Annotated in this window: 18 protein-coding genes, 2 tRNA genes and 2 rRNA genes; 7 read left to right on the top strand and 15 right to left on the bottom strand. The window is 50.1% G+C overall.

All coding sequences use genetic code 11. The features are described 5' to 3' along the window. Positions 1-11: 11 nt before the first annotated feature. Positions 12-1,512 (bottom strand): 16S ribosomal RNA (locus P6M73_RS01610). A gap of 544 nt (positions 1,513-2,056) precedes the next feature. Between P6M73_RS01610 and P6M73_RS01605 the strand changes: the two genes are divergently transcribed. Continuing rightward, positions 2,057-2,620 carry a cob(I)yrinic acid a,c-diamide adenosyltransferase gene (locus P6M73_RS01605; protein ID WP_277854426.1) on the top strand — a complete coding sequence of 188 codons (564 nt, stop codon included), beginning with the start codon at positions 2,057-2,059 and terminating at the stop codon, positions 2,618-2,620. Between the two features lie 196 nt (positions 2,621-2,816). Here the strand turns inward: P6M73_RS01605 and P6M73_RS01600 are convergent, their stop codons facing one another. From P6M73_RS01600 to rrf, 4 genes are all read right to left on the bottom strand, one after another. Further along, positions 2,817-3,713, bottom strand: coding sequence for a DMT family transporter (locus tag P6M73_RS01600; protein WP_277854425.1), 897 nt, complete (start codon positions 3,711-3,713; stop codon positions 2,817-2,819). Further along, positions 3,710-4,318 (bottom strand): NUDIX hydrolase, encoded by a 609-nt coding sequence (locus tag P6M73_RS01595; RefSeq protein WP_277854424.1) that lies wholly within the window; start codon positions 4,316-4,318, stop codon positions 3,710-3,712. The genes P6M73_RS01600 and P6M73_RS01595 overlap by 4 nt, the downstream gene beginning before the upstream one ends. A 108-nt stretch (positions 4,319-4,426) precedes the next feature. After that, positions 4,427-4,502: transfer RNA gene (locus tag P6M73_RS01590), tRNA-Lys, on the bottom strand. Positions 4,503-4,507: 5 nt separating this feature from the next. Beyond that, a 5S ribosomal RNA gene (rrf, locus tag P6M73_RS01585) occupies positions 4,508-4,625 on the bottom strand. Positions 4,626-5,060: 435 nt separating this feature from the next. On the opposite strand from rrf, the gene P6M73_RS01580 reads away from it, so the two are divergent. Continuing rightward, positions 5,061-6,164 (top strand): iron-containing alcohol dehydrogenase family protein, encoded by a 1,104-nt coding sequence (locus P6M73_RS01580; protein ID WP_277854423.1) that lies wholly within the window; start codon positions 5,061-5,063, stop codon positions 6,162-6,164. A 16-nt stretch (positions 6,165-6,180) separates the two neighbouring features. Then, a complete protein-coding gene (locus P6M73_RS01575; protein ID WP_277854422.1) occupies positions 6,181-6,786 on the top strand; it encodes an SOS response-associated peptidase in 606 nt (201 codons plus the stop codon). 133 nt (positions 6,787-6,919) lie between these two features. Here the strand turns inward: P6M73_RS01575 and P6M73_RS01570 are convergent, their stop codons facing one another. The 4 genes from P6M73_RS01570 to P6M73_RS01555 all read right to left on the bottom strand — a co-directional run bounded on the left by P6M73_RS01570 (position 6,920) and on the right by P6M73_RS01555 (position 12,857). After that, positions 6,920-8,512 (bottom strand): ABC-F family ATP-binding cassette domain-containing protein, encoded by a 1,593-nt coding sequence (locus P6M73_RS01570; RefSeq protein ID WP_277854421.1) that lies wholly within the window; start codon positions 8,510-8,512, stop codon positions 6,920-6,922. A 537-nt stretch (positions 8,513-9,049) separates the two neighbouring features. After that, positions 9,050-9,676 carry a hypothetical protein gene (locus P6M73_RS01565; RefSeq protein WP_277854420.1) on the bottom strand — a complete coding sequence of 209 codons (627 nt, stop codon included), beginning with the start codon at positions 9,674-9,676 and terminating at the stop codon, positions 9,050-9,052. Between the two features lie 266 nt (positions 9,677-9,942). After that, entirely contained in the window at positions 9,943-10,920 is a 978-nt protein-coding gene (locus P6M73_RS01560) for a GNAT family N-acetyltransferase (protein ID WP_277854419.1), read from the bottom strand. A gap of 299 nt (positions 10,921-11,219) precedes the next feature. Beyond that, positions 11,220-12,857, bottom strand: coding sequence for an IS1634 family transposase (locus P6M73_RS01555; protein ID WP_277853696.1), 1,638 nt, complete (start codon positions 12,855-12,857; stop codon positions 11,220-11,222). 254 nt (positions 12,858-13,111) lie between these two features. Here P6M73_RS01555 and P6M73_RS01550 point away from each other — a divergent pair, with 254 nt between their 5' ends. Both P6M73_RS01550 and P6M73_RS01545 read left to right on the top strand, forming a co-directional pair. Next, complete coding sequence (locus tag P6M73_RS01550; RefSeq protein ID WP_277854418.1) at positions 13,112-13,594, top strand: DUF1801 domain-containing protein; 483 nt, start codon at positions 13,112-13,114, stop codon at positions 13,592-13,594. Next, positions 13,591-14,790 (top strand): class I SAM-dependent methyltransferase, encoded by a 1,200-nt coding sequence (locus P6M73_RS01545; protein ID WP_277854417.1) that lies wholly within the window; start codon positions 13,591-13,593, stop codon positions 14,788-14,790. The genes P6M73_RS01550 and P6M73_RS01545 overlap by 4 nt, the downstream gene beginning before the upstream one ends. Positions 14,791-14,931: 141 nt before the next feature. Here P6M73_RS01545 and P6M73_RS01540 read toward each other — a convergent pair whose 3' ends face one another. Together P6M73_RS01540 and P6M73_RS01535 are read right to left on the bottom strand one after the other, a co-directional pair. Beyond that, complete coding sequence (locus tag P6M73_RS01540) at positions 14,932-15,645, bottom strand: MgtC/SapB family protein (protein ID WP_277854416.1); 714 nt, start codon at positions 15,643-15,645, stop codon at positions 14,932-14,934. A 119-nt stretch (positions 15,646-15,764) separates the two neighbouring features. Beyond that, positions 15,765-16,793, bottom strand: a complete 1,029-nt coding sequence (locus P6M73_RS01535; protein WP_277854415.1) for an NADH:flavin oxidoreductase/NADH oxidase — start codon at positions 16,791-16,793, stop codon at positions 15,765-15,767. Between the two features lie 80 nt (positions 16,794-16,873). On the opposite strand from P6M73_RS01535, the gene P6M73_RS01530 reads away from it, so the two are divergent. Then, complete coding sequence (locus P6M73_RS01530; RefSeq protein ID WP_277854414.1) at positions 16,874-17,062, top strand: DUF4250 domain-containing protein; 189 nt, start codon at positions 16,874-16,876, stop codon at positions 17,060-17,062. Between the two features lie 171 nt (positions 17,063-17,233). Here the strand turns inward: P6M73_RS01530 and P6M73_RS01525 are convergent, their stop codons facing one another. From P6M73_RS01525 to sfsA, 3 genes are read right to left on the bottom strand one after another with little or no spacing between them, the layout of a single operon-like run. Continuing rightward, a complete protein-coding gene (locus P6M73_RS01525) occupies positions 17,234-17,971 on the bottom strand; it encodes a tRNA threonylcarbamoyladenosine dehydratase (protein WP_277854413.1) in 738 nt (245 codons plus the stop codon). A 4-nt stretch (positions 17,972-17,975) separates the two neighbouring features. Next, entirely contained in the window at positions 17,976-18,227 is a 252-nt protein-coding gene (locus P6M73_RS01520) for a hypothetical protein (RefSeq protein WP_277855813.1), read from the bottom strand. Position 18,228: 1 nt separating this feature from the next. Beyond that, complete coding sequence (sfsA, locus tag P6M73_RS01515; RefSeq protein ID WP_277854412.1) at positions 18,229-18,930, bottom strand: DNA/RNA nuclease SfsA; 702 nt, start codon at positions 18,928-18,930, stop codon at positions 18,229-18,231. A 227-nt stretch (positions 18,931-19,157) separates the two neighbouring features. Between sfsA and P6M73_RS01510 the strand changes: the two genes are divergently transcribed. Beyond that, positions 19,158-20,105, top strand: a complete 948-nt coding sequence (locus tag P6M73_RS01510; RefSeq protein WP_277854411.1) for a metal ABC transporter substrate-binding protein — start codon at positions 19,158-19,160, stop codon at positions 20,103-20,105. A 109-nt stretch (positions 20,106-20,214) separates the two neighbouring features. On the opposite strand, the gene P6M73_RS01505 is transcribed toward P6M73_RS01510, so the two are convergent. Further along, positions 20,215-20,289: transfer RNA gene (locus tag P6M73_RS01505), tRNA-Glu, on the bottom strand. Positions 20,290-20,440 lie beyond the last annotated feature (151 nt).

Genomic DNA, 20,440 nt, shown 5'->3' with positions numbered 1-20,440 from the left:
TGACTCCCTAGAAAGGAGGTGATCCAGCCGCAGGTTCTCCTACGGCTACCTTGTTACGACTTCACCCCAATCGCTGACCCTACCTTCGGCCGCTGGCTCTATAAATAGTTACCTCACGGACTTCGGGTATTGCCAACTCTCATGGTGTGACGGGCGGTGTGTACAAGGCCCGGGAACGTATTCACCGCGACATGCTGATTCGCGATTACTAGCAACTCCGACTTCATGCAGGCGAGTTGCAGCCTGCAATCTGAACTGGGGCAGGTTTTATGAGATTTGCTCCTCCTCGCGGGATCGCGTCTCTTTGTACCTGCCATTGTAGCACGTGTGTAGCCCTAGACGTAAGGGGCATGATGATTTGACATCATCCCCACCTTCCTCCCGGTTAACCCGGGCAGTCTTGCCAGAGTGCTCAACTGAATGGTAGCAACTGACAATAGGGGTTGCGCTCGTTGCGGGACTTAACCCAACATCTCACGACACGAGCTGACGACAACCATGCACCACCTGTCTTCCTGCCCCGAAGGGCTTCCCGGTTAAGGGTAATTCAGGAGATGTCAAGTCTAGGTAAGGTTCTTCGCGTTGCCTCGAATTAAACCACATGCTCCGCTGCTTGTGCGGGCCCCCGTCAATTCCTTTGAGTTTTAATCTTGCGACCGTACTCCCCAGGCGGGGTACTTACTGTGTTTACGACGGCACAGGGGGAGTTGATACCCCTACACCTAGTACCCATCGTTTACGGCGTGGACTACCAGGGTATCTAATCCTGTTTGCTCCCCACGCTTTCATGCCTCAGTGTCAGTTACAGTCCAGAAAGCCGCCTTCGCCACTGGTGTTCTTCCTAATATCTACGCATTTCACCGCTACACTAGGAATTCCGCTTTCCTCTCCTGCACTCAAGTAACCCAGTTTGGAATGCAGTTCCCGGGTTGAGCCCGGGGATTTCACATCCCACTTAAGTTTCCACCTACGCATCCTTTACGCCCAGTAAATCCGGACAACGCTCGCCACCTACGTATTACCGCGGCTGCTGGCACGTAGTTAGCCGTGGCTTGTTTTTTGGGTACCGTCATTATCGTCCCCAATCAAAGAACTTTACGACCCGAAGGCCTTCATCATTCACGCGGCGTTGCTGCATCAGGGTTTCCCCATTGTGCAATATTCCCCACTGCTGCCTCCCGTAGGAGTCTGGACCGTGTCTCAGTTCCAATGTGGCCGATCACCCTCTCAGGTCGGCTACGCATCGTCGCCTTGGTGAGCCGTTACCTCTCCAACTAGCTAATGCGCCGCGGGCCCATCTCAAAGCGGATTTCTCCTTTGATACGCTCATAATGCTAAATGCGTATATTATGCGGTATTAATCTTCCTTTCGGAAGGCTATTCCCCTCTCTGAGGCAGGTTACCCACGTGTTACTCACCCGTCCGCCGCTAGGTGTATACACCTCGCTCGACTTGCATGTGTTAGGCACGCCGCCAGCGTTCGTCCTGAGCCAGGATCAAACTCTCATGTTAAAAGTTTGAACTAGCTTTTAGTCGATTTTTTAGTCTTGTCTGACTACTCAAAATGAATTGCTGGTTTGTTTTACCTTGTATTCTGTTTAATTTTCAAAGAACAGTTTGTTTCGTTGCCGCTTTAGGCGACTTCTATATATTACCAACTGCGCATCGCCTTGTCAACGACTTTTTTAAAGATTTTTAAAGTTTTTGTTGACCGTTTATTTCATTCACTACGGCATCGCAGCGGGTAAGAACTATATTACTACACCGTGGACCAAATTCCAATATTAAATTGGACAAAATCCTCGTTTTTTTTCGAAAATTGCGGCCAGTAAAGACCAGGCAGGCGGCAGCTCCAGTGCAGTCCCTTCCGGAGGATTCGAACTCTCATAGAATCGAGTCTGCGGGATGACCCTGGAACACCGCGAGTGATCACCTCGCACCGGCTTGTCAGGATTGACCAATTGTTCATGATTGTTCATGATTCGTTCTTTGAGTCCTACTGCTGAGTGACTTAGAATAGATTATATGATATTGATTATCAATGGAGGAAACATACATGGAAAGTATTGTAACAAAAACCGGTGATCAGGGCACTACAGGAACTCTGGATGGAGAACGGGTGTCCAAAGGATCTTCTCTTATAGAACTGAATGGCACATTGGATGAACTCAACGCTTATCTCGGAGTCTGCACCTCTTCGCTGAAAAAGACCGATGACTTTGAGCAGAGGAACGACATTATCGAAACCATTGAATGGATCCAGAACGGACTCTATAATCTCGGCACTGAGGTATCCTCTAACTTTACAATTATACGATTCGAAGCCAAGCACCCCGATTCTCTGGAACGCAAACTGGATGAACTTACGGTTAAGATGCCGCCCCAGACAAAGTTCATCCTTTACTCCGGCACTCTGGAGGCGACCGAAATACATGTCGCCCGTTCTCTCGCAAGGCGGGCCGAACGAAGCTTCGTCCGATACCTTGATGAAATCGGCGAAAAGCAGTATCCCCATTCCTACCAGTTCATCAATCGCCTGTCCGATTATCTTTTCACGGTAGCCCGATATCTCAATCAGGAGCTTGGCGGAACAGAAGTCGTCACGATTATCTGGGAATAGCCTCTCTCCCTACCTTTCACAGCGCCGTCCATTCTTCAAAAATAAGGGGCCGGAAACTCAAAGTTTCCGGCCCCTTATTTTTTTGATCTTCCCCGCTCAGACACAATGCCTTATTCCAACCGTTCCAGCCGGCAGGCGCAGATTGGTGACACGAATCCCTCATCCTTGCGCAGAACCACCGAGATGATGTCCTTGGCTATTGCGTCGGAACGGTGATGGCCCGGAGAGCCCGATTCACGATCCAGACACCGGCGATGATGATCACTGAGCCGATCAGACGGATCGGCGTCATGGTTTCTTTCAGCAGAAAGATGGATGCGAAAATCGCCACGATCGGCTGCAGATTGATGTAGGAGTTCAGTCGAACGCCACCCAGACGCTTCAGTGCCCACATATACAGCACATAAGCCAGAATCGAACAGAACAGTACAAGATAGATCAAGTGAAGAAGCGCATCACCTTTGGGAATTCGGATCCCGGTAAACCCCAAAGTCGGCAGCATGAAGACAGCTCCTGAAAAATTCGTGTACAGCGTAATCTCCATCGAATCATAGTCGCCTTTCAGATCGGCCACGAGAGAAGTATACACTGCCCAGGCCACACTCGAGAGCAGGACCATGGCATCCCCGAACAGCGAAAAGGTAAACTGGCTGCTTTTGTCACCCAGCGTAATTAAAACAATGCCTGTCATACTGACAAGAATTCCGGCCATTTCCTTCCAGCCGGTTTTCCGCGCCAGCCGATAATTCTCAAACAGAAGGGTCATTGCCGGAATTGTAGCAACCAGCAAAGCGACATTGGCGGTGGATGTATATTTGACTCCGATATTTTCCAAGGTAAAGTTCAACGCGACTCCCGTCAGTCCCGCCAGAAGAATCTTGACAATGTCTTCCTTGAGTATCCTGATCTTTTTTCGGCGAAGGAGCAGCAGCAGCCACAGGAGGACCGACGCCAGTGTGAACCGATAAAACACCGCCAAGGTCGGCGGGATCTCCTGAATCAGGATTCTGGTTGATAAATAAGACAACCCCCAGAAAAACATAGTTACCAACGCCGCCAGATGCGGCAGAAATTTTCTTATGGTCCTATTCATTCCCGAACATGCTTCCCGGCAGGTGACCAGCGCCATGTTTTTTCAGCCATTTTCAGGACCGTTTCCTCTCCGGAGTAATTCTGAAGCTGTTCCAGCGGGATCCAGGCGGCTCCATCTGTTTCATTGTTGGCATAGAGATCTGCTTTGACTGGAGCCTGCAATAAATACCTCAGATCATAATGAAAATGAGCCGGACCGTCTTTCCCTTCCGGAAACCAGTGCACACTGACATCAAACAACCGCTCATCCAGAATCACAAAATCCGTGATTCCTGTTTCTTCCGCCGCCTCACGAACCGCGCCTGACAAAGGGGATTCAAAAGGTTCGATATGGCCGCCGGGCTGTACCCATTTATTCAGACGACGATGTCTTACCAGTATCGCCGCAGAACGCTGCGGATCGACAACCCAGGCACTGCAGGTAATATGTCCTTCCTGTGAATCCCGTCCGAACAGGTTAAGTTGATTTCCGATAAATTCCAGAACCTGATCCGGTTCACATTCCTCAGGAAAGCGTTCCTTGTAATTTAGAAGCTCATCTCGCAGCGTATTTTTCAATCGTTCATTATACTGAAGGATCCTCGGATCCACATTATCCTGATTCAAAGCTTAATTTCCTCCTTGAAGATGATACGTGACATACTTCTATTCTACTGTAATGGATGAAGAAATGAAAAAAAAGACATTCAATTGCTTGAATGTCTTTTTTTCATCTGGTGGTCGACCAGGGGTTCGAACCCTGGACCCCACGATTAAGAGTCGCGTGCTCTGCCAGCTGAGCTAGTCGACCAGATTAACCGGCGTCAACCTACTTTTCCACACAGCTTCCCGTGCAGTATCATCAGCACCATAAGGCTTAACCATCGTGTTCGGGATGGAAACGGGTGTAGCCCTTACAGTCATAAACACCGGATATCAGTTTTACTGACAAAGACTATTATATGGCCCGGCCTGTCACATGTCAACAACATTTTGAAAAAACCTTTCAGTTTTTTTCAAACTCCATGCAAGCCCGCCAAATCAGTCTCTTCTTTGGACTCTGATCGGTTTCGCTACAGCGGATCTACCCAGAATACATCCGAAAAATACTGGCAAGATTCTGAAGTGAAGGTCCGCTACCGATGAGCGTCCTTGATGATTATGACAGTTTCCCGCTGAAAAATCAAACCCAATCGGACCATTCAGTAAAAAAATTTCCCTGCCTCCTTATTCCTGTTCTTCTTTATACTGCCATAAGGGCGAAGTTGTAAACCTTTAAATAATTCCATGATTCCGTTCGTCTTCTCCGAACTGCAAGACTTCTTATGTTAAAATTGATGTATATCAATAAGATGAGGAGGGCATCTGCTTGGAAAATGATTTTCAGTTCTATTTGCCAACCCGATTGATCCAGGGACCCAACTGCCTGATCAAGCACAGTCACTACTTAAAACGGCTTGGTAAAAAGGCTCTCATTGTCACTGGTGTCAATTCCAGCAAACTGAACGGGTCGTTGGATGATGTCATCACTGCACTGGAAAAAGAAAACATCCGCTATAAAATTTTCGACGGAATTGATGATAACCCCACGATTGAGCTGATTCAGCAGGCATTCAACGAAAATGAACGGGAAGGAATTTCCTTTATTGTCGGCCTGGGAAAAGGTTCACCCATTGATGCAGCCAAGGCAATCGGCGTACTGTTTCGTCATCGCGGGATCTCTGCCCGCGAAGCCTTCAACATGAAGAATCTCCGGTCCATTCCGATTGTTGCCGTTCCAACCACAGCCGGAACCGGCAGTGAAGTGACACCCTATTCCATTGTGACAGACCATCAGCTGAGAACTAAGAAGGACTTTGGTCAGGAAAGTTTCCCGAAACTGGCTTATCTGGATCCCCGCTACATCTATACCGCTGACTTCAACAGCATCCTGCATAATGCCTTTGACGCATTCAGCCACCTGGTGGAAGGATACCTGAATGTCAATGCCAATCTCATGACCGACATCATCGCAGAAAAGGGATTGGCTTTGTTCGGAGAATTGAAGGAAGCTTTCATCCGCAAGAGCCTGAGCCCGGATCAGATCGATCAGCTGCTGATGGCTTCGACCATGGGCGGCATGGTGATATCCCAGACCGGCACCAGTCTCCCGCATGCGCTGGGGTACGTGCTTACCTATGAGAAAAAGATCCCGCATGGATTTGCGACTGCAGCAATTTTCAAGGGCTATCTGGGGCTTTACAGTGATGAGGCGAAACTTTCGCGCATGCTCAGCATTCTGGGCTTTGCGTCAACTGCAGAACTGATGGCATATATTGACCGTATTGTGGACTACCGGCTCGACCTGACCGAAGATGAAATCAGAGTCTACACTCGCAATATGCTGAACAATCAGGGAAAGCTGACCAATCACCCGGATCGAGTGTCCAGAAACCAGATTGCCGATATGTACCAGAAGGCTGTAAAAAAATAACAAAGGAGACATTGCCATGTGTGGCCGATTCCGAATCGAAATCTCCCCCAAGGACATCATCGGATTCTACCGGCTGATTGAGGAAATCGACAAGCGCTACAAACGGTATGAACTGGATCTGAGTTCGCCCGGCCGTGACTATTACCCCGGCAGTGAAGCTCCGGTTCTGACGCCGGAAGGCATCCAGCTCCAGACCTGGGGATTCCCCCTGGAGAAGAAACTGGTCTTCAACGGCCGCGTCGAATCAATTGATGAAAAACCGATGTTTCGATCCCTGGTCCACGACCACCGCTGCGCGGTACCGGCCAGCGCTTTCTACGAGTGGAACAATAAGCGGAAATTTTCCATTTCTACTGAAGCCCCCTTCTTTTTCATGGCCGGTCTGTACCGGACCTGGCAGGAAGAAGGCCAGCCCAAAAGCCGCTTCGTGATCCTCACAACGGATGCCGATCAGCAAATGCAGTCGATTCATCCCCGGATGCCGGTCCTTCTGGAAGAATCCTCCCTCAAGGATTATCTGAATCCGAAACGTCCCTTCAAGGCCATCCAGTCACAGCTTCGCCCCTGGGGTCGAGGTCTCAGAATTGAGCTGGCTCCGGGTGAACAAACATCATTCTTCTAAGAAAACCACAAGAGCAGCCATCGGCTGCTCTTGCGGTTTTTTAGATGAACATATTATAACACCGGCCATTCGGGTGATTGCCGCCGGGTGACGGCAGCCTGGTGATGGCAGCCGGCAGCTGAGTGATTCAACGTTAATTATAAATTTCCTTGGATTCCAGGTACTCATCGTAGGTGCCATGGAAGTCCACTATGCCGGAAGGCGTCAGTTCAATGATTCGGTTCGCAATGGTGTGCACAAACTGATGGTCATAAGACGTGAACAGGATGACTCCCTTGAAATTGATCAGGCCATCGTTGACTGCCGTAATAGATTCAAGATCCAGATGATTGGTTGGCTGATCCAGCATCAGCAGGTTTGCCGAGGACAGCATCATCCGGGAAAGCATGCAGCGAACTTTTTCACCGCCGGAGAGAACCTTGGCCTCTTTCAACGCCTCATCGCCCGAGAACAGCATGCGGCCCAGGAAGCCCCGGATATAGGTTTCGGTCTGATCCTGGGAATACTGGCGCATCCAGTCAACCAGTGAAAGATCGCAATCCTTGAAATAATCCGTATTGTCCTTGGGGAAATAGGCTTGGGTGATGGTAACGCCGAAACGGAAATCCCCTTCATCCGGCTCCATTTCGCCAGCCAGGATCCGGAACAGCGTAGTGATCGAGACATCGGATCCGGTAAAAGCGACCTTCTCGCCTGGAAGAATCGTCAGATTCAGTTTATCCAGAACCTTTTCCCCTTCAATGGTCTTGGAAAGGTCGGTAACAAACAGGATATCATTGCCCGGTTCCCGTTCAGGCTTGAAACCAACGAAAGGATACCGGCGGGAGGTCGTGGGAATATCATTCAGGCTGATTTTATCCAGCAGTTTTTTACGGGATGTTGCCTGTCTTGACTTACTGGCATTGGCACTAAATCGGGCAATAAAGTTCTGCAGGTCACGGATTTTTTCTTCCTTCTTTTTATTCTGGTCCCGCAGCAGCTGCTGAATCAGCTGGCTGGATTCATACCAGAAATCATAGTTGCCCATGTAAATCTTGATTTTCCCGAAATCTACATCACAGATATGGGTACAGACCATATTGAGGAAATGCCGGTCATGGGAAACGACAATCACCGTTCCTTCGAACTCAGCCAAAAAGTTTTCCAGCCAGGTAATCGCCCGGACATCCAGGTTATTGGTTGGCTCATCGAGGATCAGAATGCCGGGTTTCCCGAACAAAGCCTGGGCCAGAAGGACTTTGACCTTTTGATCATCCTCCAGCTCGCTGAGCAGCTTGTCATGCAGGCCTGTATCAACACCAAGTCCCTGGAGCAGCAGTGAAGCTTCTGCCTCCGCTTCCCAGCCGTTCATATCAGCGAACTCCCCCTCCAGGACAGCCGCTCTCATGCCGTCTTCATCGGTGAAATCAGGTTTTGCGTAAATTTCATCCTTCTCCACCATGATGGCATATAATTTTTCATTGCCGCGGATTACGGTTTCCAGCACCCGGTTCTGGTCGAACTCATGATGATCCTGCTTCAGCACGGACATCCGCATGCCGCTTCCCAGACTGACTTCACCGGTATTCGGCTCCAGCTCCCCGGACAGAATCTTCAGAAACGTCGATTTCCCCGCACCGTTGGCTCCAATGACACCATAGCAGTTTCCAGGGGTGAATTTTAAATTGACATCATCAAAGAGCTTTCGCCCTCCATAACGTAAAGAGACATTATTTACAGTAATCATTTCAATCTTCCTTTTCTCTTAGTCACACAATCCGAAATTATAACACAGATTTACAAAAAAATGTTTAACCCGAGGTTTTTTCATTCAATTCTGTTTGTACTGATAACTCGACTTACCTCCGGAATCCGAATTCCTTCCCCCTATAATCCTCATACAATATAGAAATATTAGAATTATGGGCATAAAAACCCGGGAGTCTTTCGACTCCCGGGTCAAGCTTTTAAAAACTGTACCGATCGGTTTCAGGCATTCAGATCCTATCACCGCAAACGCCTTATTTGCCCTAAATGCCATATAGGGCATATAGGACTGTAATGCCTGAATGACTTACATGCCTGTAATGTCCTTAATGCTATATATGTCTTATGTGCCGGTAATGTCCTGTTAGCTGTGTATGCCTTATAGCACTTAATCGATTATGAGGTTCTTAGAACATGCCATGATGCGGTCATGCGGTAAACTTGTTGTGAAGTTAACTGCTTTGTAACATCCGATTGCTCTGTTATTGCCGGTCGCTGGATTTCGCGGCCATGGTCATCAGGCTTTAAAAAAATACTGGGTGACGCGTTCCACTTCCCGGTCCAGATCTTCCAATGAACCATTATTGTCGACTTTCAATTCGCAGCGTTCAATAATTTCCCGGACATCCTTTTCTGTATTATGTGTGCTGTCCGATTTTTCCGCTACTTCCTGTCCATCACGCAGCACCAGACGTTCCATCCGCTTGTGAGCATCCACTTCGATGCCCACCGCCAGGAACCCGCGACTTGTCCAGTAATCATAGTCTTTCCAGGTTCTGCCGCCGACAATCATGGGGATTACATTATGGTCACGCAATATTTTTTCAAATAGTCGGTTGAGATCCTCCCGGTAGGCTTCTTTGGTCAACGTGAAGTCCCCCAGATTTTCTTCCAGCATTTTTGCCAGAGCAAAATGATTCAGGATATCCATGTCAATTTCTCTCAGCTTATCGGCAGCCAGCTGCATGAAGGTTCTCTCGTTGCCAAACCAGGCAGGATCCACGGTACTGACCTTTTTAATGAGTCGAATAATATCGCCCAGTCCGTACTTCTTAAAACGTCCGTCCGCCTCAATAATCCGGTCCGCCAGCGTATCTTTGCCTGATCCCATTTCACCGAATATAATCATGCCGTTGTAGGTCATTTGGTTCCTCCATCTTTCGATTGTATGTTTTCGTATTTTCGTATCGATTGGATCGTTTGGATTCTGATCCTGTTTCTCGATTCATTATATCACAGGAGCCCCTGCACCTTTTCAGGGTTCGCTGCTCTCCTGCAGCACCGGACAGGCACTGCACAAAACCTTGATTAAAACTCATCTGGTTCGGGTTATCTGCAATATCATCGTTTCTTATTTGAATTCTCTTTTGATGAGCTTCATCGTTTTGAAATCCGAGCGGGTCCGCCGGATCAGCGCTGCCTTGCGTTGAGGTCGGCATTCGCCGGGCAGAGCTTCTCCCAGTTTTCCTTGAGCAGATAGTATGTATAATGATCCTGCCACTTCCCGTTGATCTGAAGGTATTTCGGATTCAATCCCAACAGCTCAAAGCCATTATTAAGCAGAACATGCTGCGACCTGACATTATCCAGAAGCGTCGCTGCTTCCAGCCGGTGCAGCCCCATTTCCGTAAAGGCATACTGGCAGATCAGGCCAACCGCTTCGCTCATGAACCCCTGGTTCTGCCGGTCATGGGACAGCGCATAGCCAATCGTCGCGCATTTGAAGGACCCCGGTATGATGTTGGACAGTCGGATTTTGCCGATGAGTTCCATTCCCTGAAAGATTCCGAAATTTATGGTGCTGCCATTCAGATACTGGAGATACCGTTCCGTGAGTTCCTGCTTCTGCCCTTCCAGAGTGAAAAAACTATCCTCCTTATAGGGTTCAAAATCCGCCAGAAACTCCTTGTTTTTGCGATAATAATCGAGGTAGAGCTGAGCATCCTCCGGTCCGACCAGTTTCAGGCAGATCCGTTCGCCCGGCACCTCCAGCAGCTTGGGCTGTCTGACCAGCCGAAACCTTAGGGCTGTCACGCCGAACACGTACTCATCCCGGATTTCCGCATCGCGGTAAACGTGATCCTGCAGGACGCCTTCCAGCATGAATCCGAGCCGGGAAAAGGGGCGGACATTGATATCATCCGATGTGATGATGGAGATCTTGAAATAATCCCCCCGCTTGGTGAATGCCGAATAGATCTTGGTCAGCAGCTCCGTCATTTCCTCATCATCGGCCATGCGCTGAAAACGCAGCCGAAGCAGGACGTGCTTGCGTTGTTTATCTGCTTCCAAAATAAAGAAACGGGCAAACTGTATTCTGTTTTTGTCTGAAATCACATATTCCCGTCCCTGTGAATGCTGTTGTTCCTCAATATGTACCAGTGTCATGACTTCGCCTTCCTCAGAATCCATTGATTTCACGGTCTGATCCTGTTCTTAAAATGTTATCACGAACTTCACCCAATCTCCAATAGGTCTGACCGACTGATTCAGATATAATGGAAGTACCGAAGGATCCCTGACTCCTGCCCGCAATGGCCGGAGGCTCACTCTTGATCCCGCGGCCCCCGCCCTCCATTGGGCTGAAAGCCTGTTCCACGGACACTTATCGTATCTTCCAGAAAAAAAACCTCAAAATTGATTGGTGCCTCTTGCTTTGAGGCACTTTTTCAATTTCCAATGTATGGTCAAAACTTGATTTCCAGCAGTTCCGCAATCTTTCTCTGCTCTTCGCTGAGTTCGGAGATGACTTCGCTCTCCACGCCGCTGAATTCGACGATTTCTTTGCGGATCGATTTGAGAACTTCGATGACATAGTCAAAGGTATATTCTTTGTTTTTTCCCTCAACATCGCTTTCCATCAGCGGTTTGATGCGCTGCTTCATGTTCCACATCAGGTAGTAGGCAAGCATACACACAAAGACATGGCAATCCACTCGGTTATCAGTTTTGTGGAATACCGGTCTGATGTCGAGTTGCACTGTCTTCAGGTTGCGGAAGGCCTGTTCAACATTGATCAGTTTCCGATAGCTCCTGACTACTTCCTCGATCTCCATATCTTCTTTCGGCACACTTGTGAAAATGACATAACAGCCGTCAAACTGCTCTTCTTCCCGGATTTTGGCTTCGTCGAAGGACCAGGAGAAGGTTCCGTCGATGATGGTAGACTGCACGAATTTACCGACTTTGAACTTATTGATAACCTTGCCTACCCGGATCCCCAAGTCGCCATCATCAACTTTGCGCTTGCCTCTGGCGATCTTATCCAGCTCAATACGGGTCTTTTCCAGTAATGCACGGCGAGTCTGCCCCTCATCGGCCGCGCGGGCGTTGTTCTTGCACAAGCCATACCGGATTCCCTTTTCAGGGTCCACCACTTCGACGATATTCTTCTCATCGAACATCGACAGCTGCACATCTTCCCGTTCGCAGAGCTTCTCGATCTGGGAATGGGTCAGGGCTGAAATCGTATGGATTTGGAAGGCTTCCTGGGTTTGGATTTTCTCAAACTGCGCCTTTGTGATCATCCCACGGTCACCCACGAAGATGGCATTCTCAACTCCATACTTTTCTTTGATCTCGAGGATCTTCGCCGATACGGTCGTCTCATCCTTGGTGTTTCCCCGGAAGACCTCGACAGCTATGGGGCACCCATCCTGACTGCAAATAAGGCCGATGACGATTTGTTCATGGCCTCTTTTTTTATCACGGTTGTAGCCGTAGGTGATCATTTTGCTGTTTGAATATTTTCCTTCAAAATAGGTACTGGTGATGTCATAGAGGATTACACTGCGCTGGGTCAGATGCTTTTGTGCCAGTTTCTTCTGGATGATGTCCTTGCGCTCCATGAGACGATCCATGGGGCTGTAGCAGTGATGGTTGACATCGATATTCGTGTCAGTCACACCGCACAGTTCCCACAGCGAGCTGAAAGAGCCCACTCGGGTAAGGGACAGCTTGCTGCCCGCATAGATGACGCGGCCGACTATCATAGCCATAACATCCTGCACCCACGGCTCAGCCGGGCGGGAGTAGATGATCTTGTCGAGTCCGGTGGATCTGGCGATCTGGCGCAATGCAAACGAAGCCCCATACTCCTTGGAGTTGAGGATTTTAAAGTCTGATTTCAAGACGACATTGCCTTGAAAAGCAGCCTGGATGAGTTTCAACGTGGCCAAGGGAACGCCAGTGATCCGGGATAGCGTTTCGTGCTTAATGACACCGTTCTCCCTGTAGGAAGAGCGGATGAGACCATACGGATTTGAACGATGGGTTTGGATCTCTAAATGCAGTCGTGAAGACTTTTTATCACTCGACGATTTCATAAGACACCTCACCATTGAACTGTATAGTATTATTATACACTTATATCGATTACATATCAATGGATTTCGATTAAAATGTATGGCTACATTTTCACAATCAATATGGCTGTAATCATTGGCACACAATGATTACAGCCATTTCCCCTCTGGAAGATACGACTTATCCAGGGGCTCTTTTCAGGATCGCTGCATAATCAGAAAATCCTGCCTCTGCCGATCCGTTCTGAATCTATAAAAAATAAGGAGAGATGAAAATGATCAGCCAGGCTGTTACTCCTGATCAGTACATTGCCGAATTGCCGCCGGAGCGCCAGATCGTCATGATGAAGCTGCGTCAGGTGATTGCGGAACATATTCCGGATGATTTTGAGGAAATGATGCAATATGGCATGATGGGCTGGGTTGTCCCGCTGTCGGTCTACCCGGGAGGATATCACTGCACTCCGGGAGTACCGCTTCCTTTTATGGGCATCGCCGCTCAAAAAAACTTTTACGCCGTTTACCATATGGGGATTTATGGTGAAGAGGACGAACTGATGGAATGGTTTCGGTCAGAGTATGAAACTCGTTACGGCCGAAAACTGGATGCAGGCAAAAGCTGCCTGCGCTTTAAAAAACCAGAGCACATCCCCTATGACCTGATAGCCGAACTGGCAGGAAAAATCACTGCCAGCGACTTCGCGGCCGGCTATGCTAAATTTGATCCGCGCAATCAGCCGGGAAAGAATAAAAAATGAATCAAAAAACCATCCAGAAACTGAACCTGTTTTTTTCCGGGCTCGTCACCCGCTATGCGGAAAACGAAGCCCTCTTTAAAGAGATCCGGTTTTCCTTTAAATCCGGACTGAAATCCTTCCCCGGCAAAGTCGAAGCCCGGGATGGTCTGCGCTACCATTTCAAGGGAGCCGCCGAAACCCTGGGGATGAAAGCCATCCTGGATCGCGTTCTGGCCGAGGCTCCGGCTTATGATTCCCTGAAGCTGATCTACGAGGAACGCGGATCGGTCATGGAGATAGAAGCCGACGACCGGGATGTACGGGTCAAGAACCGTGAAATCACTGCTGAGCCGGCGAAACTTCCGGAAACCTCCCCGTTGCTGAACCGAACCTATCTGATCAACCATCAGAAAGCCCGGGCTCTGCTGACAGAACTCGACATCCTGACCCAGGACGGGAAACTGCGCAATGACAAAATTCGCAAATACAGTCAGATCGACCACTATGTGGAGATTCTGCAGAAGGATCTGGAGAAATTCCGCAATGCCAAGCACACGGTCCATGTCGTCGACTGCGGCTGCGGCAAATCCTACCTGTCCTTTGTCCTGAATTACTACATGACCGAGGTCATGAAAATCAAAACCACCTTCACCGGCATCGACATTTCAGAAAAAGTGATTGAAACATCGCGCCAAATGGCTGATCGCCTTGGTTATCGCAACATGACCTTTATCCAGGGGGATATCCGAACGCTGACAACCAGACAGCGGCCCGACATCGTGATGAGCCTCCATGCCTGCGATACCGCCACGGATCTGGCACTGAACTTCGGAATCCGCAACAAGGCGGATCTGATCATCGCCGTTCCCTGCTGCCATGCTGAAATGAATCGCAAGTTCAGCTATGAGCCGTTTGAATCCATGCTGAAGCACGGAATCCTCAAGCGCCGCTTGGCCGATGTCCTCACCGACGGTGTTCGCTGTCTGCTTCTCGAACAGGAAGGCTACGACACCACCATTATGGAGTATATCTCACCTCTGGAAACTCCGAAGAACCTGATGATCCGGGCCAGTCGGACCGGCCGACGGAGTGATCGGGCGGAGGCTGAAATTCTGAATCTGATCCTTAAGCTGAACTATGCTCCGGCCCTGTACCGATATCTCAATGATCTGGATGATCCGTCGGATGAGACATTCGCAGAGCACGAATCCGAATAAAGCAAAAACCACCGCCCCAGACCGGTCGCCGCCAGATTCAGGCTCTGTACAAGCCCCTGACGACAACCCGGCCGATGGACGGTGGTTTATTCTTTCATATCAGACGGTTCGGCCTCAATTGAAGCAAACCTGAATTGACTGCTAAAAATCATCCCCCAGATCCTGAAGCAGAACCTGCCGGAATGGTCCCATGGAATGGACGGAGCGAAGAAATTCTGCGCAATCCGCTATGTGACGGGCATCGATATGGTACTCAACCAGATACTCGGCAGTTTCCTCTTCCAGCTTAATCTTGGTGTCGGTTCCCAGGATTCTTACATTGCTCTGCCGGAGCAGGTTCTCCACCTGTTTCATCAGCTCATCGGAGCCATCAAAGGCAATGGTGAGCTTTTTCATGTGGGGGAATGAAAAAATCCGTTTGACCACAACCAGGGTGAGCAGTATGACCAGAGCGCCGGCACCGGCGATGACGTAGTACCCCATGCCGGAGGCAATGCCCAGGGCCGCGCAGACCCAGATGGAGGCAGCCGTGGTGAGGCCCTTGATGCTTCGCTTGGTCAGCATGATCGTCCCGGCCCCCAGAAAACCGATGCCGCTGACCACCTGGGCAGTCAGCCGGTGCACACTGAAGTTCAGGACCTGGGAGGCCCCCTCCTGGGTGCCGATGATTTTCAAAACCGCAATAGCCGTTTCCAGTTCAATCAGAGCGAACAGACAAGCACCTACAGCCACAAGGATATGGGTGCGAAACCCAGCATCCCGTCCCTTCTTTTCCCGCTCGTATCCCACCATGCCGCCGGTCAGGATGGCCACACCCAGACGAATGGCAATATCCGCATATGTCAGACTGATCATTGGATGCTCCTTTCGCTTTTATTCCCTGTTTCGGGGTAAGGCATCTCATGGACGGGGTTCGTTGACCCCCGCTGGTCTTTCTCAAAATTCCCGATCATAGCCAGCCCAAGTCCATCGGCCTATTTTCGCTTGCGCAGGAAGGGAAATCCCCGCTGGATGGCATACGGGATCTCCACTTCGCCTTCTGCTTTATTCAAAAGGAAATAAGGATGCCGCAGCAGAACTCGTCCCAGGGAAACCAGATCGGCCCGGCCGCTGTTCAAAATTTCCTCAATCTGCTCCATTTTCGTGATCAGCCCCACCGCGATGGTGGGAACTCCGCACCGGGACCGGATGGCTTCGGAAAGCGGCACCTGGTAGCCGGGGTAGGAGCTGACCTTCGCCTGGGCAACCAGGGCTCCGGAAGACACATGAACCATATCGATCAATGGCTTGAACAGATTTACCAGCTCCACCATTTCTTCCAGATCAATGCCGCCTTCATAATAATCCGTGGCGGAGATCCGGACAATCAGAGGCATCTCCCGCGGAATGACTTCCCGGATATCCCCGATCACTTCCATCAGGAGCCTTGCCCGATTCTCCCGGGATCCGCCGTATTCATCGGTTCGATGATTGGACAATGGGGAGAGGAATTCATGAAGCAGGTAGCCGTGAGCCGCATGGATTTCGATGAGATCATAGCCTGCTTCCACCGCCCGCCGGGCTCCGTCGGTGAACGCTGCCCGGATTCGGCTGATCCCGGCCTGATCCAGGGCGGTCGGAAGCTCATACGTCTCATCAAAGGCGATGGCGGAAGGAGCCAGAATTTCCATGCCGGGAATGGCACATTTGCGGCCGGCATGCGCAAGTTGAATTCCGATCTTCGCACCAAATTCATGCGCAACTTCCACGATTTTCTGATGACCCGGCAGATGTGAATCATTCCAGATCCCCAGATCATGTCCCAGTATGCGGCCTTCCGGCGTTACCGCAGTCGCTTCCACCAGAATCAGCCCCAGTCCCCCAATGGCTGCGTTGCCATAATGGATGACATGGAAATTCCTGACATGACCCTCTTCATCGGCACTGTTCATACACATGGGGGCCATCACAATGCGGTTTCTCAGTTCCAGGGCACCGATGCGGGTTTTTTGAAAACTTAACATGAATTTTCCTCCATACTTTTGCTATCAATGAATATTATAATATACTGAAATTAAAAAACGGGATCGGAAGGTGAATAAATATGGATCTGAAAAACTTTCAAACCATGGATCCGAACATTCTGTACAGCATCGTCAATGCGCGGCTGCGGGTCACCAATTCCTCACTGACTGATTTCTGTGAGGATCAGGCCCTTGATCTGGATCAGTTTTCCAGGTATATGGAACAGCAAGGCTTCGTCTATCACCCGGAGACGAATCAGTTTCGCTGATCCAGCCGGTTTTTGAAATCAGAAGGCATCTCCAGACCACAACATCCTTCCCTCCAGGCCAACGCCTGTTCGTCCTGTTCGTCCTGTTCCCCATGACACTCCCGCCGGGATATCCCGGCTTCTTCCGATCGCACACAAGGAGACTGCGATGAATCGAAAATTGACCGGTCCTTATCGGCCGGTCAATTTTCTTATAACATAGCCGGCCAGCATCATTCCAGCGACCGGCGGCACAAATGCCACGGATCCCGGGGTTTTCCGCTTGGGCTTTAATTCACTCTGAATGGCATCCTGAACGGAGGAAATCATCTCATCCTCCGGCTCCAGCGCTGCTTCTTCCGAATACAGCACATCCAGGGTCGGTACTCCGCGTTTTTTCAGTTCCCGTCTCATGACTTTCGCCAGGGGACAGACGTTCGTTTTATAGATGTCGGTAAAAACTAGCTGGGTTGGATCCAGTTTGTTTCCTGCCCCCATGCTGGAGATCAGAGGAATTCCCTTCTTATGGCACCATTGCGCAACATCCAGCTTCGCAGTGACCGTGTCGATGCAGTCGATCACATAATCCGCATCCGGCGGAATGATGCCGGGCAGTGTATCCATCAGGATGAACTCATCTTTTTCGATGACCTGACACTCCGGGTGTATTGATAAAAGCCGGGCTTTGGCAGCCTGTGTCTTTCTCATCCCGATGGTTTCCATGGTAGCAATGATCTGCCGATTCAAGTTCGAAAGAGTCACCACATCATGATCCGCAATGATCAGCGTGCCAATCCCGCTGCGGACCAATGTCTCCGCGCAGGCTCCACCGACGCCGCCCAGACCAAGCACAACAACCTTGGCGGCTTTGAGCCGATCCATGCCCTGGCTCCCTACCAGCATGCGCGTTCTTGAAAAAATTTCATTCATCGGCTTACTCCATCCGCTTGAAATAAAGCTCCAGCTGAGAATTCAGATCCGTTTCGGAAAGCAGCTCCGGTGCTTCCGTAAAATCAAGGACTGACTCCGTCTCACGGCAATATTTCACTTTGATGCACTGGCCCAGATTTCTGGGGCAGCGCAGGCACAGACAGTCCGTGGCATGGCCTTCGCAGGACTTGCCATACAGCGGGCAGTGCCGGCAGTTTTTCAGAGCGCTGTCCAGTGCTTCGTTTCGTTCATTCATTTTATTCTCCTTCTATTCGAACCGGGATCGCCTGATCCAGGGTCAGTGACTCAGTGGTAGTCCGACAGGTATATGCCGCAACTTCTACCTGATGTTCCATTGCATAACGCAGCGATTCCGCAAAATATGGGTCCATGGCGGCATTCGGGGTAAAGTAACTGGCATTTTCCAGCTGGACCAGAAAGATCAATCCCGCCCCAAACCCGGCATTCCGGGCTTCCACCAGTTCTCTCAGATGACGCGCCCCCCGTTCCGTCACCGCATCGGGAAATGAGACAACGCCATCCCCTTCCAGCGTGACCCCTTTGACTTCCAGATAGTAATCCGGGGCATCCGGCCGGCTCAGCTTAAAGTCAAACCGGGACTTGCCGAAGGTCTTTTCCCGGGTGACCTGGGTATACTCCGCCAGGTGCGGGATTCTTCGCTCCAGCAGGGCTTCTTCCACCACCCGGTTAGGGATCTGCGAATCAAAATTAATCAGCTGGTTCCCTTTCCAGGCACCAATAAGAGAATGAGCGGTCTTTCGCTTTGCTCCGGATTCATACCGGATCAGAGCCCGGCAGCCCGGGATCAGGATCTCGCGCAGGCGACCGGTATTCGGCACATGAACCAGTACCTCTTCTCCTTCCAGCTCGATGTAAGCCTGAAAGCGATTGGGCCGGCGCAGGAACACCACTTCTTTGGTTGGCTTGTCAAAAATCATTTTATCCTCTTCTTTCCGTTGGATATTATATCATTTTTCGATTCATACCGGATATCTCATTCCCTTGTGATCGGAAGAAGGTCATGTCCGCCGACCATAAAGAAAAGACCGGCTGAATCCTGATGCCATATTCTCTTCATGAAAAATTCACCTCTGACAAGTTGACATTGATCCAATCGAATATTAAGATGTAAATGCAAATCATTCGCATTTGTCAGGAGGATCTTATGAAAAAAATATTACCAGGGCTGCTCGCCCTTTTACTCATTGCGGGATGCACCCCCGCTCAGCCCCAGAACCAAACTACGTCCAGTTCCACCACATCCGGTTCCACTGCGTCCGAGTCTGCTGAAAAGATTCAGGTCATGACCTCGATCCACCCCATCGATCAGCTGGTCAAAGCCATTGGCGGAGATCTGGTGGAGACTACGATGTTTGTTAAGCCGGGAGTGGATGCTCACGACTTTGAACCCACGGCGAAGGACATGGCAAAGTTAAAGGAAGCCAAGGTGCTCTTCATTAACGGCCTGGGCATGGAACCATGGGCCACGGACGGTGCCATTACGGGCGCTACCAAGCTCATGGTTTTGGGAGACGGGCTGGATTACATTCCCCTGGACGAAGGCCATGAACATGAAGAGGGTGAAGATCACACCCATGAGGGGGAAGTGGATCCCCATGTCTGGCTGGGTCTGCCCGAGTTAAAACTGATGGCTGCCAATACAGCGACGGCACTGACTCTGATTGCTCCCGAGCATAAGTCCGATTTCGAGGAGAATCTGAAGAAGTTCAATACGGAAGCCGATGCCCTCGCCAATGAATTCCATCCCAAATTCGTCGCCTATCAGGGGAAAGCCTTTGTCACCGGTCATGAGGCCTTCGGTTACCTGACCCGCTCCATCGGTCTGGAGCAAATGGCGGTGGAAGGCCCCTTCGGCGAAGGAGAACCTACCCCTCAGAAAATCAAAGAGCTGGTGGATTTTGTCAAAGAACACCGGATTACCACCATCTTTGTGGAAGAAACCGCCTCTCCCAAAGTCTCCGAAACGCTGGCCCGGGAAACCGGCGCAGAGCTGGTTTCCATCCCCACCCTGGAAACCAGCGGCGAGATCTTTCCCAGCATCCGGGACATCTACCAGAAAGTCCTGACCGCTATGGAGAAGGACAGCAAGTAGCAGCCGGAATCAATTCCTGTGCCCTCACGGGGTAATGACCTAGCTCCTAAAAAAATGAAAGCAATGAAATAATGGAAGCAATCAATTGATTGCTTCCATTTCGTTATTATGGTGACCCCAAGGAGAATCGAACTCCTGATTCCAGCGTGAGAGGCTAGCGTCTTGACCGCTTGACCATGGGGCCGTGGTAACGGAATTTATCATACCACTGTTTGAGCGCATTCGTCAATAGGAAATCTGCAGGGCATGGAACTCCGTGCCCGAACCTTAATTGAAAAAGTAAATTCCATGGCTCACGATCGGCTGTGCAAGTTCCTTTTCTGGATAACTGCCGG

Origin of the sequence: Anaerococcoides asporogena, from assembly GCF_029590275.1 — a bacterium.
Lineage (GTDB): Bacteria > Bacillota > Clostridia > Clostridiales > Clostridiaceae > JG1575.
The sequence above is the reverse complement of the archived record's forward strand: the minus strand, read 5'-3'. Positions and strand labels throughout refer to the sequence as shown.